We start from the raw sequence: 17252 nt of genomic DNA, 5'->3' as shown, positions 1-17252 counted from the left end.
GGGGGCCGCGCTCGCCCTCCCGCAAGTCAGGGGACCTCGCGGTCGACGGCGGCCGAGGGGGCGGCGCCGGGGCGCGGGCGCCGCACGGGATTTTCGAAACACCCTGTGGGCCCCTTGTCCCGGCCAGGATCCGTCCCCTCCGCCGGGAGGCGGCGGAGGACCGGAGGCGGCCGTACCCGCTCGCGTGTCCGGGGCCTCGGACCCCCGCCAGCCGACCCGGCGTCCGCGCAGACACCTCGGGCCGGGTGGGGCCACGCGGGGCGCGGGTCGGGGAGCGTCGGCACCGGCCGGGCGTCCAGCACCCGGCGAAGGCGTGCAGCGTCAGCGGTCGGCGTACTTCCAGGCCGTGGGCAGCAGGCCCATCGCCAGCAGCGCCTTGACCGCGTCGCCGACGAGGAAGGGGGTGAGGCCGACGGAGACCGCGGTGGCGAAGGGGATGCCGGCCGCGTAGGCGAGGTAGGGGACGCCGACGGCGTAGATGATCGCCTCGCCGATCAGCATGGCTCCCGCGGTGCGCCACACGCTGCGGTCCGCGCCCCGGCGGGCCAGGGCACCCACGGCGGCGGACGCGAGGACCATGCCGAGGATGTAGCCGAAGGAGACGGAGAGGCCGGCGGAGCCGTCCGCGAACCACGGGACACCGGCGAGGCCGGCCAGCGCGTACAGCACGAGTGCAAAGACGCCGCGGCGGGCGCCGAGGGAGGTGCCGACGAGGAGCGCGGCGAAGGTCTGGCCGGTCACCGGGACCGGGGAGCCGGGGACGGGCACCGCGATCTGGGCCGCGAGGCCGGTGAGCGCGGCTCCGCCGAGCACGAGCGCGACGTCACGGACGCGGGACGCGGGCAGGAGGTCGGCGAGGACCCGTCCGGGGCTGGCGCTGGCGGCGGCGGTGCTCATGGGGACTCCGCGGAGAGGAGGGGAGGTTGGGGACGGAGTGACGCTATCCCAGCGGTCCCGGGCCGCCCACCGTCAGCGGTCGACAAAGAGGGCGACGGAAGCTTGATGGGATCTTCACAAAGGATGTCCGCTACACCGGCCCGGGCGTGACGACGATCACTGAGGTGGCGAGGTTTCGCTCACCCGGCACCTGGTCGACGGATTGTGAACACTCACCAAAGCAATCCTAGTGCTCTGGTCGGATTCGCCTTTCCTGCCCTACCCTTCCAGCCATGGTTGCCGCCCAGTCCCTGAACCTCACGTCGCGTCGCTACGTCGACCTGCGACGCCAGGGCACGGCCACCTGTCGCCGCCCGGTCTGAGGCGGGCCCCGACCCGCCTCGGCTTCCGAGACGTGTCGGCCCCGTTCCCGAGGACGGTCAACCATGCCCCGCACCGCGGCACCCCCCGCCCCCCGCGAGTCCCCCGTCCCCCGTGTCGCCGACAGCGACCGGCGGCGCACCAGCGCCAGTGTGATCCTGCGATCCGTGCTGGAGCACGGACCGGTCGCCCGCTCCACCATCGCCCGGCTGACCGGGCTGTCCCCGGCCACCGTCACCGACCACTGCACCCGGCTCACAGCCCTCGGCCTGATCCGGGAGTCGGCCGCACCCCGGCGCAGCAACGGGGCCGGCCGGCCGCACGTCCCCGTCGACCTGGACGCGTCGCGGTTCGTGGTCGGCGGGGTGCACGTGGCCGTGCCGTACACCACAGTCGCGCTGCTCGATCTGCGCGGACGGGTGCTGGCCCGCCGGGAGGTCAAGCACCGCGGCACCGAGCCGTACGAGGTGCTGGAGCGGGCCGCCGAGGGGCTGGCGGGGCTGCTCGCACAGGCGGCGGACAGCCGGCCGCTGGGGGTCGGGGTCGCCGTCGGCGGCTGGGTGGACCGGGACTCGGGAACCGTCGTGGAGCATCCGCTGCTCGGCTGGCGCGAGGTGCCGGTGCGGGAGCTGCTCGGCGCGCACACCGGGCTGCCGGTCCATGTGGACGGGCACGCGCGGGCGTTGGTGAACGCGGAGCGGCTGTTCGGGCGGGTGCGCGGCAGCCGCAGCGTGCTGCATCTGTTCGTGGGGAACGTCGTCGACGCCGCGTTCGCCACCCATGACGAGGTGCACCACGGCCCCCGTTCCCAGGCGGGGGCCGTCGCGCACCTGCCGCTGGCCGGCGGCACCGAGCCGTGCTCCTGCGGCCGGACCGGCTGCCTCCAGGTCGAGCTGAGCGAGCGGACGCTGTGCCGGCGGGCCCGGGAGGCGGGGGTAGTGGACGGGGTGAACCCGATGGCGGTGCTCGCCGCGGCCGGGGCGGGGAACGCGGAGGCGGTCCGGCTGCTGCGGGAGCGTGCCCGGATGACGGGACGGGCGGCGGGGCTGCTGCTGGACGTCCTCAACCCGGAGCGGGTCGTCGTCACCGAGGTGGGCGTGCTGTACCGGGAGGACTGCCTCGCCGCGCTGCGGGCGGAGGTGGGGGCGGAGCGGGCCGCGAGTGTGGTGCCGACGAGCTTCGGGGACGCCGTGCTGGCCGTGGCGGGCGGCGCGGTGGCCCTCGACGTGCTGTACCGGGATCCGCTCACCGCGTCACCCGTCCCGAATTAATTCAGAAACTCCGAATGTTGACAGACATCGCACGCGGAACGGACGATGATTCCATGAGCTGTCGCACTCTCTGTTGCTGACGCCCCGGTGCGCCGGGAGCGCGCCCTTCCGCCTGCGTTTCCCGCCCGGCTTTTACCGCAGCTTTTCCTGCTGCCTTCCCGCGTGAGTTCCCCTTTCCGTCCGTGGAATTCCGCATGCCATTTTTCACCGCTTTCCCCAAGGGGTACTCCCATGCCTTCGAGCTTCGACCGCCGCCTGTTCCTCACCTCGCTGCTCGGTGCCGCCGCCGGTGTCGCCGGGCTCAGCGGCTGCGCCGAGAGCAGTGCCGCCACCGCCGGCAAGGGCGCCGCCACGGCCCCGCTCGCCACGAAGGTGCCCGCCGGCACCAGCCTGAAGATCGCCTCGTACCTGAACGCGCAACAGCTCCAGTTCAAGCTGGCGAAACTGCCCGACCTGCCGTTCACGGTGTCGAGCTGGGTGAACATCGGGGCCGGGCCGGATGTCATCAACGCGTTCCGGGCGAAATCCCTGGACCTGGCGAACAACGCGGGCATCCCACCGATCCAGGCGCATTACCAGGGTTATGACGCGAAGATCGTCGCGATCAACATCACCCGGAAGCCGAACTATCTCTTCGCCACCAGGCCCGGCAGCGACATCCGCACCGTCGCGGACTTCAAGGGGAAGAAGCTGGCGTTCTCGCAGGGCCAGGCGCAGGGTGTCGTCCTGCTGCGGGCGCTGAAGAAGGCCGGTCTGGCGTACGACGAGGTCACGCTGGTCCCGCTGACCAGCAACCAGTTCCTGACCGCACTCCAGTCCGGCCAGGTCGACATCGCCCCGCTCGCCAACAGCCAGGCCCCCGCCTACCTCCAGCAGTACGGCTCCAAGGGGGCCCGCTCGATCACCACCGACGTCGTCGACCTGCTGAACCTGCTGTGGGCGCCGGTGTCGGTGCTGAACGACAGGGCGAAGGCGGCCGCGATCGCCGCGTACATCCCGCAGTGGGCCGAGGGCCAGGTGTGGCAGTACGAGCACCCCGACATCTGGAACGAGGAGTTCTACGTCAAGACGCAGAACCTGACCTCCGCCCAGGCCAAGTCGATCTCCGATCTCGCCAACAAGCCGCTGTTCCCGCCCCGTTGGGACGAGGCGATCGCCTGGGAGCAGGAGACCGCCGATCTGCTCGCCGAGGGCGGCTTCGTGAAGAAGTTCGACGTCTCCTCCCTCTTCGACCACCGCTTCGAGGGCATCGCCGCGAAGTCCGTACCCGCCGAGTACCGGAGCTGACCGCCATGACCACCACCACGCTGGGCACGGCCGCCCCCGTCGCCGTGGCCGTCGAGCAGCCGCGCCGTCGGCGCCGCAGCCTCGCCCCCGGCAAACGCCTGCCCGCCGCCCGGCTCGCCGGGCCCCTCCTGCTGGTGGCCCTGTGGGCCGCCGCCTCCGCCGCCGGCCGGCTCGACCCCGGCGCGATCCCGGCGCCCTGGACCGTCCTCGCGACCGGCGCCCGGCTGTGGACCGACGGGACCCTGCCCACCGATGTCCTCACCTCCCTCGAACGCGCCGGGTACGGCTTCGCGATCGGGCTGACCGCCGGAGTGGCGCTGGCCCTCGCGTCCGGGCTCAGCCGGACCGGCGAGGCGCTGATCGACGGGACCGTGCAGCTCAACCGGGCGATCCCGGTGCTCGGGCTGATCCCGCTGTTCATCCTGTGGCTGGGCATCGGCGAGACCTTCAAGATCGCGATCATCGCGATCGTCGTCTACATCCCGATCTATCTGAACACGCACGCCGCGCTGTCCGGCATCGACCACCGGTTCGTCGAACTCGCCGAGGTGCAGGGGCTGTCCAGGCTCCAGTTCGTCCGGCAGATCGTGATCCCCGGCGCCCTGCCCGGATTCTTCGTGGGACTCCGGCTCGGCGTCACCGGATCCTGGCTCGGCCTGGTGGTCCTGGAGCAGATCAACGCCACCAGCGGCCTCGGCTACCTGATGTTCCAGGCCCAGAACTACGGCCGGTCGGACGTCATCCTGGTCGGCCTGCTGATCTACGGCGTGTTCGGCCTGGTCTCCGACAGCGCGGTCCGTCTCGTCGAACGGAGGGTGCTGTCATGGCGCCGCACACTGAGCAACTGACCCGTCCCGCCGTACGGTTGCAGGGCCTGACCCGGTCCTTCGGCGGACGGACCGTCCTCGACGGCATCGACCTGGACATCCCCGCCGGACAGTTCGTCGCCCTGCTCGGCCACAGCGGCTCCGGCAAGTCCACCCTGCTGCGGGCGGTCGCGGGCCTGGATCACGAGGTCGCCGGCAGCGGCGAACTGACGGCGCCCGAGCGGGTGTCGGTGGTCTTCCAGGACGCCCGGCTGCTGCCCTGGCGCCGGGTGCTGGACAACGTCCTGCTGGGGACGGCCGGCGAGGAGAAGGGACGGGCCGCCCTCGCCGAGGTGGGGCTCGCCGGCCGCGAGCGGGCCTGGCCGAACGAGCTGTCCGGCGGCGAGGCACAGCGTGCCGCACTCGCCCGCTCACTGGTCCGGGAGCCCGAACTCCTGCTGGCCGACGAGCCGTTCGGGGCGCTGGACGCGCTCACCCGGATCAAGATGCACGCCCTGCTGCGCCAGCTGTGGAAGCGGCACAGCCCGTCCGTGCTGCTCGTCACCCACGACGTGGACGAGGCGATCGTGCTCGCCGACCGGGTCCTCGTCCTCGACCGAGGCCGGATCGGCCTCGACCTGACCATCGACCGACCCCATCCGCGCTCGTACCGCGATCCGCTGCTGGGGGAGTACCGCGAGCGGCTGCTGGCCGCGCTGGGCGTCACGGAGGACCACCAGTGAGTTCGAGAAAGCTGCACCTGAACGCGTTCCTGATGAACACCGGGCACCACGAGGCGTCCTGGCGGCTCCCGGAGAGCGACCCGCACGCCCACGTGGAGCTGGACCACTACGTCGAGCTCGCGCGGACCGCCGAGCGCGGCACCTTCGACTCCCTCTTCCTGGCCGACGGGCCGCAGCTGTGGAGCAGTGTCGCGCAGCGCCCGGCCGGGGCGCTGGAGCCGCTGACGCTGCTCACCGCGCTGGCCACGGCGACCCGGCACATCGGGCTGATCGCGACCGCCTCGACGTCCTACAACTCCCCCTACAACCTGGCCCGCACGTTCGCCTCGCTGGACATCATCAGCGGCGGCCGGGCGGGCTGGAACATCGTCACCACGGCGGGCGCGGAGGCCGCCCGCAACTTCGGCCTGGACGCGGAGCCCGCGCACGCCGAGCGGTACGCGCGGGCCGCCGAGTTCGTGGACGTGGCGCTGAAGCTCTGGGACAGCTGGGAGGACGACACGATCCTCGCCGACAAGGCGTCCGGGGTGTGGGGCGACGACGCCAAGATCCATCCGCCCCGGCACCGGGGGACGTACTTCGGCGTGGAGGGCGCCCTCAACGTCCCGCGCACCCCGCAGGGGTACCCGCTGCTGGTGCAGGCCGGGTCCTCCGAGGACGGCAAGGCGTTCGCGGCCCGGTACGCGGAGGCGGTGTTCACCGCGCAGCAGACGCTCACCGACGCGCAGGCCTTCTACGCCGACCTCAAGGCGCGCACGGCGGCGGCCGGCCGCGACCCCCGGCACCTCAAGGTGCTGCCGGGCATCGTGCCGGTGCTCGGCTCCACGGAGGCGGAGGCCCGGGCGAACGAGCAGCTGCTGGAGGACCACATCGTCCACCGGCACGGGGTGGCCAACCTGGAGCGGCTGCTCCAGCTGCCGCCCGGGTCGCTGGAGCTGGACGCGGAACTGCCGGCGGAGCTGCCCTCCGAGGACGCGGTCGAGGGCGCCAAGAGCCGCTACACCCTGGTCGTGGAGCTGGCCCGCCGGGAGCGGCTGACCGTACGGCAGCTGATCGGACGGCTCGGCGGCGGGCGCGGGCACCTCACCTTCGCCGGCACGCCCGAGCAGGTCGCCGACACGATCGAGACCTGGTTCACCCGGGGTGCCGCCGACGGCTTCAACATCATGCCCGCGGTGCTGCCCTCCGGCCTGACCGCCTTCGTCGACCAGGTCGTCCCCCTGCTGCGCGCCCGCGGTCTGCTCCGCACGGAGTACGGCCCCCGCCAGACCCTGCGCGCACGCTACGGCCTGCCGCGCCCCGCCAACCAGTACGTCAAGACACCCGCCCTGGTCTGAGAGGACACCACCATGACGCTCGACATCCGCAAGGTCACCGCCCACATCGGCGCCCACGTCCTCGGCGTCGACATCTCCAAGCCCCTCGACGAGGAGACCTACGCCGCCCTGCGGGAGGCGCTCAACGTCCACAAGGCGCTGGTCTTCGACGAGGTGGACCTCGACGACGAGACCCACCAGGCCTTCGTCCGGCACTTCGGCGAGGTCACCACCGCCCACCCGACCGTGGCCTCGGTCGACGGCGCCCCGAACGTGCTGCCCGTGGACAGCGAGCGCGGCCGGGCCGCCAACCACTGGCACACCGACGTGACCTTCGTCCTGAACCCGCCCCAGGCCACGACCCTGCGCAGCCTGACCGTCCCGCCGTACGGCGGCGAGACGCTGATCGCCAACTCCGCGGCCGCCTACCGCGACCTGCCCGAGCCGCTGCGGCTGCTGGCCGACACCCTGTGGGCCGAGCACACCAACGACTACGACTACGCGGTGCCCGACGAGGCCGTCGACGAGGCCCAGGCCGCCGCCCGCGCCCAGTTCACCTCCATCAAGTACCGCACGGTCCACCCGGTGGTCCGCGTCCACCCGCTGACCGGTGAGCGCGGGCTGTTCATCGGCGGGTTCGCCCAGCGGATCGTGGGGCTGTCGGTGGCCGAGTCCCGCAAGATCCTCGATCTGCTCCAGTCGTACGTGACCCGGCCCGAGAACGTCCTGCGCCACCGCTGGTCGAAGAACCAGCTCGTCATCTTCGACAACCGGATCACCCAGCACTACGCCATCGACAACTACGACGGCGCGCCGCGCCGGCTGCACCGGGTGACGGCCGCGGGAGACGTGCCGGTGGGCGTCGACGGGAAGGAGAGCCACTCGATCGAGGGCAGTGCCGCGCACTACACGGCCGTAGCGGCCTAGACACGCTGCGTACCGGACGCGTCCGGATCGTGGGCGGCCCCTCCGCGGCGGCGGAGGGGCCGCCCACTGGGCTTTTCTGCCCGTCTCACCCCTGCGAGGCGCTGGTGCCCCCGCGAGGGCTGCTCGCGGGGGCGGGTTCCGCGCGGGAGCCGTCAGAGGTTGCTGAAGTCGGGGCCCTTGGTACGGGTGCGCTTGATCTCGTAGAAACCGGGGACCGAGGCGACCGCGACGGTGCCGTCCCAGAGGCGGGCGGCCTCCTCGCCCTTCGGGGCGGGGGTGACGACCGGGCCGAAGAAGGCGATCTGCTCGCCGTCCGGGCCGGGGACGGCGATCACCGGGGTGCCGACGTCCTGGCCGACCTTCTCGATGCCCTCCTTGTGGGAGGCGCGCAGCTGGGCGTCGAACTCGAAGTCGCTCTGCTCGGCGTAGTCGATGAGGGAGGCGGGCAGGCCCACGTCCGCCAGCGCGCCGGCTATGGCCTCGACCGTCGGGCCCTCGCCGTTGTTGTGGATACGGGTGCCGAGCGCGGTGTAGAGCGGGCCGAGGACGTCGGCGCCGTGCAGCTGCCAGGCGGCGGTGACCACGCGCACCGGCTGCCAGGCCTTGACCGCGAGCATCTCGCGGTACTCCTCGGGCAGCTCGTCCAGCTTGTTCTCGTTGAGGACGGCGAGGCTCATGATGTGCCAGCGCACCTCGATGTCACGGACCTTCTCGACTTCCAGGACCCAGCGGGAGGTCATCCACGCCCAGGGGCACAGCGGGTCGAACCAGAAGTCGACGGGGGTCTTCTCGGACATGTGTCTCCTCGGAAGATCGGCAAAGGAACGGGGAACCTGAGAGAAAGGGCCTTCCCCACGTCAACACCGTCGCGTGCGGCACACATTCCCCGCTGCCGGTCAGGGGCGCATGGCAGGATCACTCGTGTCCTTGTGCCGTCCGGCCACCAACGAGGGAGTACCGCCCGTGCCCGGTGAGAACCTGTCCCGCGACGAGGCCCAGGAGCGGGCCGCCCTGCTGTCCGTCGACGGGTACGACGTGTCCCTCGACGTGCGTTCGGCCGTCGGCGGGGGGGCCGACGAGCCGCGCACCTTCCGCTCGGTCACCACGATCCGCTTCCGCTGCAACGAGCCCGGCGCCGCGAGCTTCGCCGATCTGATCGCGCCGAGTGTGACGTCGGTCTCCCTCAACGGCCGCGATCTGGACCCGGGCGAGGTGTTCGACGGCTCCCGGATCCTGCTGGAGGACCTGGCCGCCGAGAACGAGCTGGTCGTGGACGCGCAGTGCGCGTACTCCCGCACCGGCGAGGGCCTGCACCGGTTCGTCGACCCCGAGGACGGCGAGGTCTACCTCTACACGCAGTACGAGCCGGCCGACGCGCGCCGGGTGTTCGCGAACTTCGAGCAGCCCGACCTCAAGGCGCCGTTCCGTTTCGAGGTGCGGGCGGCGGAGGAGTGGACGGTGTGGAGCAACGGCGCGGGCGAGCGCGCCGACGGGGTGTGGCGGTTCGCGGAGACGAAGCCGATCTCGACGTACATCACCTGTGTGGTGGCGGGTCCGTACCACTACGTCACGGACCTCTACCGCCGTGAGCTGGCCGACGGCACGACCCTGGAGATCCCGCTCGGCGCGATGTGCCGCAAGGGGCTCGCGCCCTACTTCGAGGCCGAGGACGTCTTCCTGATCACCAAGCAGGGGCTGGACTTCTTCCACGAGCACTTCGACTACCCGTACCCCTTCGGCAAGTACGACCAGGCGTTCGTGCCGGAGTACAACCTGGGGGCGATGGAGAACCCGGGGCTGGTGACCTTCCGGGAGGAGTACATCTTCCGGGGCAAGGTGACCCGCCTGTCGTACGAGAACCGGGCGAACGTCATCCTGCACGAGATGGCGCACATGTGGTTCGGCGACCTGGTCACCATGGAGTGGTGGGACGACCTGTGGCTGAAGGAGTCCTTCGCGGACTTCATGGGCTCCTTCTCGATGGTCGAGGCCACCCGCTTCACCGAGGGCTGGATCACCTTCGCCAACCGCCGCAAGGCCTGGGCGTACCGCGCCGACCAGCTGCCCTCCACCCACCCGGTCACCGCCGACATCCGCGACCTGCAGGACGCCAAGCTCAACTTCGACGGCATCACCTACGCCAAGGGCGCGTCCGTCCTCAAGCAGCTGGTGGCGTACGTCGGGCGGGACGCGTTCCTGGAGGGCGCCCGCCGCTACTTCAAGCGGCACGCGTACGGCAACACCCGCCTCGGCGACCTGCTGTCGGTGCTGGCGGAGACCAGCGGCCGGGACATGGGGGCGTGGGCGCGGTCCTGGCTCCAGACGGCCGGGGTGAACTCGCTGACCCCCCAGGTGCTGCTGGACGCCGAGGGCCGGATCGCGGAGCTGGCGGTGGTGCAGGAGGCCCCGGAGTCGCATCCCGAGCTGCGGCCGCACCGGGTGGCGATCGGCCTGTACCGCCTCGAGGAGGGCGGCGCGCTGGTGCGGTACGCGCGGGTCGAGACGGACGTCGACGGGCCGCGCACGGTCGTCACGGAGCTGGCCGGCGAGGCCGCCCCGGAGCTGGTGCTGGTCAACGACGACGACCTCACGTACTGCAAGATCCGCTTCGACGAGACCTCGCTGGAGACGCTGCACACGCACCTCGGCGACATCGCCGATCCGCTGGCCCGCGCCCTGTGCTGGTCGGCGCTGTGGAACCTCACCCGGGACGCGATGCTGCCCGCGCGGGACTTCATCGCCCTGGTGCTGCGGTTCGCCGGGCGTGAGTCGGACATCGGGGTGCTCCAGATGCTGCACGCCTGGGCGGAGTCGGCGCTGGTGCACTACGTGGCGCCGCCGCTGCGGGCGACCGGGGCGCGACTGCTCGCCGAGGGCGCCGAGCGCGAGCTGTACGCGGCCGAGCCGGGCAGCGAGCACCAGCTCGCGTGGGCCCGGTTCTTCGCCCAGACGGCCGAGGACCAGGGCGGTTTCGAGCTGCTCCAGGGTCTGCTGGACGGCACCTCGGTGATCGAGGGGCTGGGCGTCGACCAGGAGCTGCGGTGGACGTTCCTGGAGCCGCTGGTCGCGCACGGGTACGCCGACGAGAAGACGCTGGAGGCGGAGCTCGCCCGGGACGACACCGCGTCGGGCCGGCGCCACCAGGTCCGCTGCCTGGCCGCGCGTCCCTCGGCGGCGGTCAAGGCGCAGGCGTGGGCGCAGGTGGTGGAGTCCGAGGAGCTCTCCAACGCCCTGGTGGAGGCGACCATCGCGGGCTTCGCGCAGCCGTCCCAGCGGGAGCTGCTCGCGCCGTACGCGCAGAAGTACTTCGCGGCGATCGACCGGGTGTGGTCCGAGCGGTCCATCCAGATCGCGATGACCGTCGTCAAGGGGCTGTACCCCTATCTCCAGGACTCCCCGCAGACCCTGGTGGAGACGGACGTCTGGCTCGCCGCCCACGACGCGGCGCCCCCGGCGCTGCGCCGGCTGGTCCTGGAGGCGTGGGACGACCTGGCCCGCGGCCTGCGCGGGCAGGCCTGTGACGCCAGGGCCGAAGAACGCCACTAGCCTCGCGCTTTCACGAAGCAGCCTGTCCGGGGACGATCAGACCATGGAAAGTGCTCTTGACCCTGCAATGATGGGACGTGCTGAGGGTCCTGTCGGCTGCGGGGGAAAGAGCACTTTCCAGGTGACAGAGCCTGCCGGGTAGGACGTGCGCGTCCGTGATGCCTGCTCAGCCGTTGGTGTGTTCGCCGACGAGGAATCCTTCGGCCCAGTGGGTTTGACCCACGATGTACTCGTGCACGTGGAAGCCGTTGGGATGGTCCCTGAATCCGGGTAGGGTGCGCGCCTGCTCGATGCGTTGTTCAGCCCCTTGCCGGCTCGAGTAGAGGCCGAGGAACGTGAAGCTGTCCTCGCTGTCGTCCCAGAAGAGCGGTTCGCCGTCTTCCATGAAGTCGACGGTGGTGGGAGCACCCGGCTCGTCCGCGAAGTGATGCCTGTGCACCAGGAGGTAGAGCGTTTGGTCCATCACTCTCGCCCAAGCCCTTCGGGGTACACCGTGACGAACCCCTGGGTCCACACATCCTCGTCCACGATCACGGGTGCGATCTCGAAACAATCAGGTTCGTCCCGGAACCCTGGAAGCTTCCTGGCGATCTCCCGCTGTCTCTCCGCGACCGCCTGGTCCGGATAGATGCCGATGATCCTCCATTCCTCCTCGTTCAGGTGGATGGTGCCGTCCGCATCGAGATGGATGACCCGTTCGTCCTGCTCCACCGCGAGATGGCGCGCGTGCCACAGGACGTAGAGATCGCCGTCAGGTTCGTGTTCGTCTGTCATCGCGGGAATTTTCCCTTGCTGGTGTGACGCTCGGGGGCGGCAGAGTTCACGCCCCATCATGTGTCCGGTGGGTGATCGGAAACCCGAAGAGTGCTCCTGACCTGCAACGTGACGAAGCGTATCGGGTCATCCGCAAGGCCGGCCTCGACACCGCGATATCAGCGGCGCTGACACCGTGGCGGAAGGCTCGGGCGGTGCACGATCCGGGGAAGATCCAGCTGGATGTGGCCCTGGCGGTCGCGTTGGTCGGGAACTGCCTGGCCGATGTCGGCATGCTGCGGGCCGAGTCCGCCGTGGTCGGGCCGGTGGCCTCCGACCCGACGGTCTCCCGCCTCATCGACACCCTCGCAGCCTCCGGAGACAAGGCCCTGCGGGCCATCCGTGCCGCGCGGGCCGAAGTCCGCCGACATGTCTGGCGGTTGGCCGACCGCGAAGCGCCTGATGCGGGCGGGACGGTGACCGCCGATCTCGACGGGGTGCTGGTGATCGCGCACTCGGACAAGGAGGACGCCGCACCCACGTGGCAGCGAACCTGGCGTTCACCCTGCTGCTTCCGCACATGGGCGAGACATCCCTCGCCACGCTGGTCGACGTCGCGGGTCCGCCGGCCGCGACGAGGAAGCCGCCGCGCCGGTCTCCGCCCGGACCGAACACGCACTCGGCGGATTGGAGAGCATGGGCGCCGGGCTCACGGTCGACCGGGCCGCCGAGGCCGTGGAGCGGCCACCACGCCGGCGTTTCGTGCCGCGCGCTGCGTTGTGCCGAAGAACGGCCGAGTGCCGAGATCCGCGCCCCCCTCAACCACCACCTGCTCACACTCCCTGGGGCCACCCGACGGGACCAGGGGTTTTCGATGCCCACTCGGCATCCGAACACCCGTCCTTTAGCACTGTCTTGTCCTGGTTTGTCGACAGGCGTGTAACAGCGGTTAGGGGGCGGATCGGGCGCGGAATCCCCGTTGCATGAACCACAACACGCCGCTCCCCCCGGCCGCCCCCCGCCCGCTGCGCCACCTCTCCCCCGACGGCCGCCACCGGGTCCTGACGGCCGCCCAGCTCCGCTCGCACGGCGTCTCCGGCGCCGAGGCCACCGAGCAGTGCCGCCCCGGCGGCCCCTGGCAGCAGCTCCTCCCCGGCGTGTTCTTGCTGCACCAGGGCCCGCCGACCAGCGAGGAGCGGCTGCACGCGGTCCTGCTGTACGCGGCCCGCGAGCAGCCCGAGCCGGCCGGGGTGCCGGCCCAGCCGGACGCCGACGGCCCGCACCGCCCGACGTACCGGGAGGCGATGATCACCGGCCTCGCGGCGCTCACCCTGTACGGCTTCACCTCGGCCCCCGCCCTGTCCTCCCTGGAGCGGATCGACGTCCTGGTCCCGCGACTTCGCCGGCTGCGCTCGACGGGCTGCGCCCACGTCGTGCGCACCCCGAGCCTGCCGGTCCCCGAGCAGGCGACGGGCGTTCCGGTGGCGCCCGTCCCGCGGGCGCTGGCCGACGCGGTGGCGGAGCTGACGGACGCGGGCGCGGTCCGGCGCCTGCTCTCGGAGGCGGTGCGCGGCGGCCACTGCGAACCGGCCGCCCTCGTGCGGGAGTTGAACGACGCCAAGCTGCTGGGGCGGCCCCATGTGGTGGACGCGGTGGACTCCCTGCTGGCCGAGGGCCGGGCGATCGCCGAGGACCGCCTCTACCGGATGGTCGTCGAGTACGGCCTCCCCGACCCGGTCTGGAACGTGGACCTGCGCCTGCCCGGCGGCCCGCACCTCGGCGGACTCGACGCCTACTGGCCGGAGCAGGCGGTGGCGGTGGAACTGGACACGCGCGCCCCGCGCCAGGACGACGACGCGCTCTGGTCGGAGTACGCCCGCAAGCGGGAACACCTGGAGCGGCTCGGCATCACGGTCGTGTACATCACCCCGAAGAAGCTGCGGGACGCCATGGAGCAGCAGGCGGCGGTGGTCCGTACGGCGCTGATGGCGGCGGGGGACCGCGAACCGGCGGCGCAGGTCGTGGTGCTGCCCCGGTAGGGAGGACCGGGGCGGCACGGCACGTCAGGAGGGGAGCGGAGGGGCCACCGGCGACGGGTGGCCCCTCCTCGTGTCGTACACCCGGTCGATGAGGGCCGCGTACGAGGCGATCATGCGGGTGCGGCTGAAGCGTTCCCGGCTCGCGGCGAGGGCGGGGGCGTACGCCTCCCGGTTCGCCACCGCCTCCGACCAGGCCGCCGCGATCGCCTCCGGGTCCGGCGGGGTGACCAGGCCGTGGCCCGCGACGATCGCCGCGCTGTCGCCCACGTCCGTCGCGACCGGGACCGCGCCGCACATCATGCCCTCGATCAGGCACAGCGGGGCCGCCTCGCCCCAGGAGGAGGTGAGGGCCACCACGTCGGCGCCGGCGTACACCGTCTCCATGTCGTGCCGTACGCCGAGCAGGCGCAGCCGGTCCCGGCCCCCGTCCCGCCCCTCGAAGGCCTCCGCGATGTCGGCCGCGAGGCCCGGGTTGGCGGCCGACATGCCGGCCCCGCACATCAGGACGTGCCCCTCGGGGACGGCGTCCAGCCAGGCGCTCGCCGCCGCCAGGAACAGGGGCACGTTCTTCATGCCGTCGTAGCGGGCGGCGAAGACGACCACCGGGGCCTCGGCGGGGACGTCCAGCGCGGTGCGCAGGGCCAGCCGGCGGGCCGGGTCCGGGCGGAAGCGGATCAGGTCGACCCCGTTGGGGATGACGTGGAGCAGCGCGGCCGGGACGCCGGCCGCCTCGTACGCCGCCCGGGTCGACTCGGCGCAGCACACGGCCGCCGCCACCGTGCCGTCGGCGATCCCGGCCTTGAGGTCGTGCAGGGCGCGGCCCTGGTTCTCCGGGTCGGAGCGGTGCAGACAGACCACGACCGGGCGGCGCGGCAGGCCCGCCTGGCGCAGCAGGGCGAGCGGCTGCTCCTTGAGGGAGAGGATCACGTCGGCGTCGGCCGTCGCCCGGGCGGTGTCGGCGAGTTCCGGACCGCTGAAGGCGGCCGGATCCGTGCCCCCGATCCCGAACGTCCGGCCGAGGGAGGTGACGCCCACGTCGGCGCCGGTGAGCGCCCGGTAGCAGGCGTCGTCCTCCATCCGCTGGCGGGTGGCCTCGCGGTGCACCTCGCCGTGGATGCTCAGCACCCGGTGGTGCTGGCCGCCCTCCCGCAGTCCCAGCACCACATCGCTGTGCACAATCCGGGCTCCTCCGGAGAAGAACCCCTCGTAGACCGACAGCACCCGAAGTCCGCGTCCCGTAAACACACCCTCACCCGCCTCACACCGATTACCAGCCACCCCCGGGAAGTGCCGGGTAGCCGATATGAGGCGGTACGGACGTTTCGTTCGCGTGAACGGGACGTCACATGTGTGCGCAGCCTGGATGACGGAAGCGTCGCCGCCGGTTTCGCGTGCTTTCCACGCCTGATCTTCAGACTTTCTTCAGCACCAGTTCCGTGTTCCGGTCCTTCGCCTCGCCGCCGAGCCGGGCCCCGTCGAAGCGGGCGTTCGCCGACAGCTCGCGGTAGAGGGCGGCGAGCCCGGTCTGGGAGAGGTCGGTGAAGTCGGTGCGGTGGGGGGCGGCGGACTCGATCAGGGTGGTGTGGATCGAGAGGGTGCCGTCCTTGTTGTCGACCAGCTCGATGACTCGCGCGAGCTGCGGGAACTCCACGTGGGAGGCCGTGGAGATCTCCCAGAAGGCGCCCGCGGAACCCTGGTGGGGCGTGATGTCGTTGCGGTGGATGTGGCCGTTCACCCAGGCGACGACATTGCGGTGGCGGCCGAGGAGCGCGGTCAGTTCGGCGCCCGTGTGCCGGCGCTCGCCGGGGCGGGCCGGGTCGGGGCGGGTGTTGGACATGCTCTGGCTGGTGTGGTGGCTGAAGACGATCGCGTACGTGTCCTTGTGGGCGCGCAGGGTCGCGTCCAGCCACTTCAGCTGGGCGGTGCCGATCGAGCCGTTGTAGTGGCCGCCGGGGTCGGTGGTGTCGAGGCTGACGCCGATGACGTTCTCGGCGACGGGGAAGGTGTAGTACTGGGTGCCGGCGGCCAGGTTGCCGGCCGTGTAGCCGTGGCCGACGGGGCCGGCGCCCCGGTACGCCGGGTCCAGGTGGGCCCTGATGTGCTCGGCGGGGGTGTAGGGGGCGCGGCGCTCGTCGGGGGTGACGGTGCGCATGGCGCGGGTCTTGGACTGCAGCAGGTCGCGGATGACCGCGCCCCGGGGGTCCTGGTCCTGGCTGATGCTCCGCTGGAGCCGGCTCGCCTCGGCGGTGGTCAGTTCCATCAGCTTGCGGCCGCCGACCGCGTACTCGGCGAGCCAGGAGTCGCCGTGCGCGTAGCAGCCGAGCGGCATCGCGTCGTGGTTGCCGACGGTGGAGTACCAGGGCAGGGTCAGGCCGGGGCTGTTGACCTCGCGGATCGCGGCGGCGAGGAAACCGTCGAGGTGGGGGAAGCCGCGCTGCTTGTAGGCGTCGCGCGAGCCGGCGTCGGGCTGCCAGTACAGGGGGATGCCGCTGTTCTGGACGCCCTCGTAGCGGCGCGGGTCACCGGAGTTGGGGCTGATCCGGCCGCCGCTCATCACGGTGAGGTACCAGTCCAGCTCGGTGTGGGCGTTGTTGTCGGTGTTGTCGCCGGTGGTGACGACGAAGTCCAGCGGGGCGCCGGTGACGGGGGCAGCCCGCAGCGAGTTGACGCGTTCGATCAGCGAGACCGCGCCCTGCACGGTGAGCGCCTCCTGCGGCCGCCAGGCGATCTCGCTCGCGGCGCGCAGGTACTCGAGGCGCAGCGGGTGCTGGCTGTCGATCAGGTGCAGATCGGTGAGCTGGACGAACGCGGCGAGCTTCGTACGGCGGCCCGCGCGCCCGGACCTGGCGGCGGCGAGGCCGTCACGGACGACACGCTTCCAGCCCGCGGCGCTGCCGAGGCGACGGTAGCCGGAGCCGGCGCGCGGGGCGGCGACGGAGGCGAGGGTGGTGCCCTTGGTGTAGGGCGCGAGGGGGGCGGCGACGGGAGCGGCGGAGGGGCTCGCGGAGGCCGCCGCGGGTCCGGCGGCCGGGGCCGGTGCCTGCGGCGGCACGGATGCGGCCTGGCTGTCGGTGGGCCGCAGGGCGTAACCGACGCCCGCGGAGACGGAGACGGCCGCGGAGGCGGCGAGGACGGTACGACGGTCGACCCCCAGCGCGGAGGACGTGACAGAGTGTGAGCGCGACATGGCGCGGTCTCCCCGAGTGCGAACGCGTCGACAGTGGACGCGGGGCGCTCGCAGCCGCGAACGTCCCGCTCGTATCGGATGCTCGACACCGGGTATGGCCTGCGCGTGAACACCTCCGCA

14 protein-coding genes and 1 pseudogene are annotated in these 17252 nt (G+C 71.9%); 9 read left to right on the top strand and 6 right to left on the bottom strand.

All coding sequences use genetic code 11. The features are described from left to right. Positions 1 to 321: 321 nt before the first annotated feature. Positions 322 to 897 carry a biotin transporter BioY gene (locus AQJ58_RS02015; protein ID WP_067244198.1) on the bottom strand — a complete coding sequence of 192 codons (576 nt, stop codon included), beginning with the start codon at positions 895 to 897 and terminating at the stop codon, positions 322 to 324. A 425-nt stretch (positions 898 to 1322) separates the two neighbouring features. Here AQJ58_RS02015 and AQJ58_RS02010 point away from each other — a divergent pair, with 425 nt between their 5' ends. The 6 genes from AQJ58_RS02010 (at position 1323) to AQJ58_RS01985 (ending at position 7607) form a co-directional block, all read left to right on the top strand. Continuing rightward, a complete protein-coding gene (locus tag AQJ58_RS02010) occupies positions 1323 to 2528 on the top strand; it encodes an ROK family transcriptional regulator (RefSeq protein WP_067244196.1) in 1206 nt (401 codons plus the stop codon). A 231-nt stretch (positions 2529 to 2759) separates the two neighbouring features. Next, positions 2760 to 3815 carry an ABC transporter substrate-binding protein gene (locus AQJ58_RS02005; RefSeq protein ID WP_067244194.1) on the top strand — a complete coding sequence of 352 codons (1056 nt, stop codon included), beginning with the start codon at positions 2760 to 2762 and terminating at the stop codon, positions 3813 to 3815. A gap of 5 nt (positions 3816 to 3820) precedes the next feature. Next, entirely contained in the window at positions 3821 to 4663 is an 843-nt protein-coding gene (locus AQJ58_RS02000) for an ABC transporter permease (RefSeq protein WP_067244193.1), read from the top strand. Then, a complete protein-coding gene (locus AQJ58_RS01995) occupies positions 4639 to 5364 on the top strand; it encodes an ABC transporter ATP-binding protein (protein ID WP_067244191.1) in 726 nt (241 codons plus the stop codon). The genes AQJ58_RS02000 and AQJ58_RS01995 overlap by 25 nt, the downstream gene beginning before the upstream one ends. Continuing rightward, positions 5361 to 6701, top strand: coding sequence for an LLM class flavin-dependent oxidoreductase (locus AQJ58_RS01990; protein ID WP_067244189.1), 1341 nt, complete (start codon positions 5361 to 5363; stop codon positions 6699 to 6701). The genes AQJ58_RS01995 and AQJ58_RS01990 overlap by 4 nt, the downstream gene beginning before the upstream one ends. A 12-nt stretch (positions 6702 to 6713) precedes the next feature. Beyond that, positions 6714 to 7607, top strand: a complete 894-nt coding sequence (locus AQJ58_RS01985) for a TauD/TfdA dioxygenase family protein (RefSeq protein ID WP_067244187.1) — start codon at positions 6714 to 6716, stop codon at positions 7605 to 7607. 152 nt (positions 7608 to 7759) lie between these two features. Here AQJ58_RS01985 and AQJ58_RS01980 read toward each other — a convergent pair whose 3' ends face one another. Next, positions 7760 to 8404: a mycothiol-dependent nitroreductase Rv2466c family protein gene (locus tag AQJ58_RS01980; RefSeq protein ID WP_067244185.1), complete on the bottom strand. Its 645-nt coding sequence runs from the start codon at positions 8402 to 8404 to the stop codon at positions 7760 to 7762. Between the two features lie 166 nt (positions 8405 to 8570). On the opposite strand from AQJ58_RS01980, the gene pepN reads away from it, so the two are divergent. After that, entirely contained in the window at positions 8571 to 11153 is a 2583-nt protein-coding gene (pepN, locus tag AQJ58_RS01975; RefSeq protein ID WP_067244183.1) for an aminopeptidase N, read from the top strand. Positions 11154 to 11319: 166 nt separating this feature from the next. On the opposite strand, the gene AQJ58_RS01970 is transcribed toward pepN, so the two are convergent. Further along, positions 11320 to 11616: a hypothetical protein gene (locus AQJ58_RS01970; protein ID WP_079078644.1), complete on the bottom strand. Its 297-nt coding sequence runs from the start codon at positions 11614 to 11616 to the stop codon at positions 11320 to 11322. Next, positions 11616 to 11927 carry a hypothetical protein gene (locus AQJ58_RS01965; protein WP_067244182.1) on the bottom strand — a complete coding sequence of 104 codons (312 nt, stop codon included), beginning with the start codon at positions 11925 to 11927 and terminating at the stop codon, positions 11616 to 11618. Before AQJ58_RS01965 ends, AQJ58_RS01970 begins: the two co-directional genes overlap by 1 nt. Before the next feature lie 131 nt (positions 11928 to 12058). On the opposite strand from AQJ58_RS01965, the pseudogene AQJ58_RS40315 reads away from it, so the two are divergent. Together AQJ58_RS40315 and AQJ58_RS01960 are read left to right on the top strand one after the other, a co-directional pair. Beyond that, positions 12059 to 12463 (top strand): annotated as a pseudogene (locus AQJ58_RS40315) (transposase); the annotation flags it as partial. A 426-nt stretch (positions 12464 to 12889) separates the two neighbouring features. After that, on the top strand, positions 12890 to 13945 hold the full coding sequence (locus AQJ58_RS01960) for a hypothetical protein (protein ID WP_067244180.1): 1056 nt from the start codon (positions 12890 to 12892) through the stop codon (positions 13943 to 13945). A 24-nt stretch (positions 13946 to 13969) separates the two neighbouring features. Here the strand turns inward: AQJ58_RS01960 and AQJ58_RS01955 are convergent, their stop codons facing one another. Next, the gene (locus tag AQJ58_RS01955) at positions 13970 to 15166 is read right to left on the bottom strand and encodes a glycosyltransferase family 4 protein (protein WP_067244178.1); all 1197 of its coding nucleotides are present in this window, start codon (positions 15164 to 15166) and stop codon (positions 13970 to 13972) included. A gap of 190 nt (positions 15167 to 15356) precedes the next feature. Continuing rightward, a complete protein-coding gene (locus AQJ58_RS01950) occupies positions 15357 to 17132 on the bottom strand; it encodes a TIGR03767 family metallophosphoesterase (protein WP_067244176.1) in 1776 nt (591 codons plus the stop codon). Positions 17133 to 17252 lie beyond the last annotated feature (120 nt).

Source organism: Streptomyces sp. DSM 15324 (assembly GCF_001514285.1).
Classification (GTDB): domain Bacteria; phylum Actinomycetota; class Actinomycetes; order Streptomycetales; family Streptomycetaceae; genus Streptomyces.
This window is presented reverse-complemented; position numbering and strand designations above follow the sequence as displayed.

Excerpts from the sequence above, each read along its gene's own strand:
- AQJ58_RS02015 (WP_067244198.1), bottom strand. The coding sequence starts at position 897 with ATGAGCACCGCCGCCGCCAGCGCCAGCCCCGGACGGGTCCTCGCCGAC.
- AQJ58_RS02010 (WP_067244196.1), top strand. The coding sequence starts at position 1,323 with ATGCCCCGCACCGCGGCACCCCCCGCCCCCCGCGAGTCCCCCGTCCCC.
- AQJ58_RS02005 (WP_067244194.1), top strand. The coding sequence starts at position 2,760 with ATGCCTTCGAGCTTCGACCGCCGCCTGTTCCTCACCTCGCTGCTCGGT.
- AQJ58_RS02000 (WP_067244193.1), top strand. The coding sequence starts at position 3,821 with ATGACCACCACCACGCTGGGCACGGCCGCCCCCGTCGCCGTGGCCGTC.
- AQJ58_RS01995 (WP_067244191.1), top strand. The coding sequence starts at position 4,639 with ATGGCGCCGCACACTGAGCAACTGACCCGTCCCGCCGTACGGTTGCAG.
- AQJ58_RS01985 (WP_067244187.1), top strand. The coding sequence starts at position 6,714 with ATGACGCTCGACATCCGCAAGGTCACCGCCCACATCGGCGCCCACGTC.
- AQJ58_RS01980 (WP_067244185.1), bottom strand. The coding sequence starts at position 8,404 with ATGTCCGAGAAGACCCCCGTCGACTTCTGGTTCGACCCGCTGTGCCCC.
- AQJ58_RS01970 (WP_079078644.1), bottom strand. The coding sequence starts at position 11,616 with ATGGACCAAACGCTCTACCTCCTGGTGCACAGGCATCACTTCGCGGAC.
- AQJ58_RS01965 (WP_067244182.1), bottom strand. The coding sequence starts at position 11,927 with ATGACAGACGAACACGAACCTGACGGCGATCTCTACGTCCTGTGGCAC.
- AQJ58_RS01960 (WP_067244180.1), top strand. The coding sequence starts at position 12,890 with ATGAACCACAACACGCCGCTCCCCCCGGCCGCCCCCCGCCCGCTGCGC.
- AQJ58_RS01950 (WP_067244176.1), bottom strand. The coding sequence starts at position 17,132 with ATGTCGCGCTCACACTCTGTCACGTCCTCCGCGCTGGGGGTCGACCGT.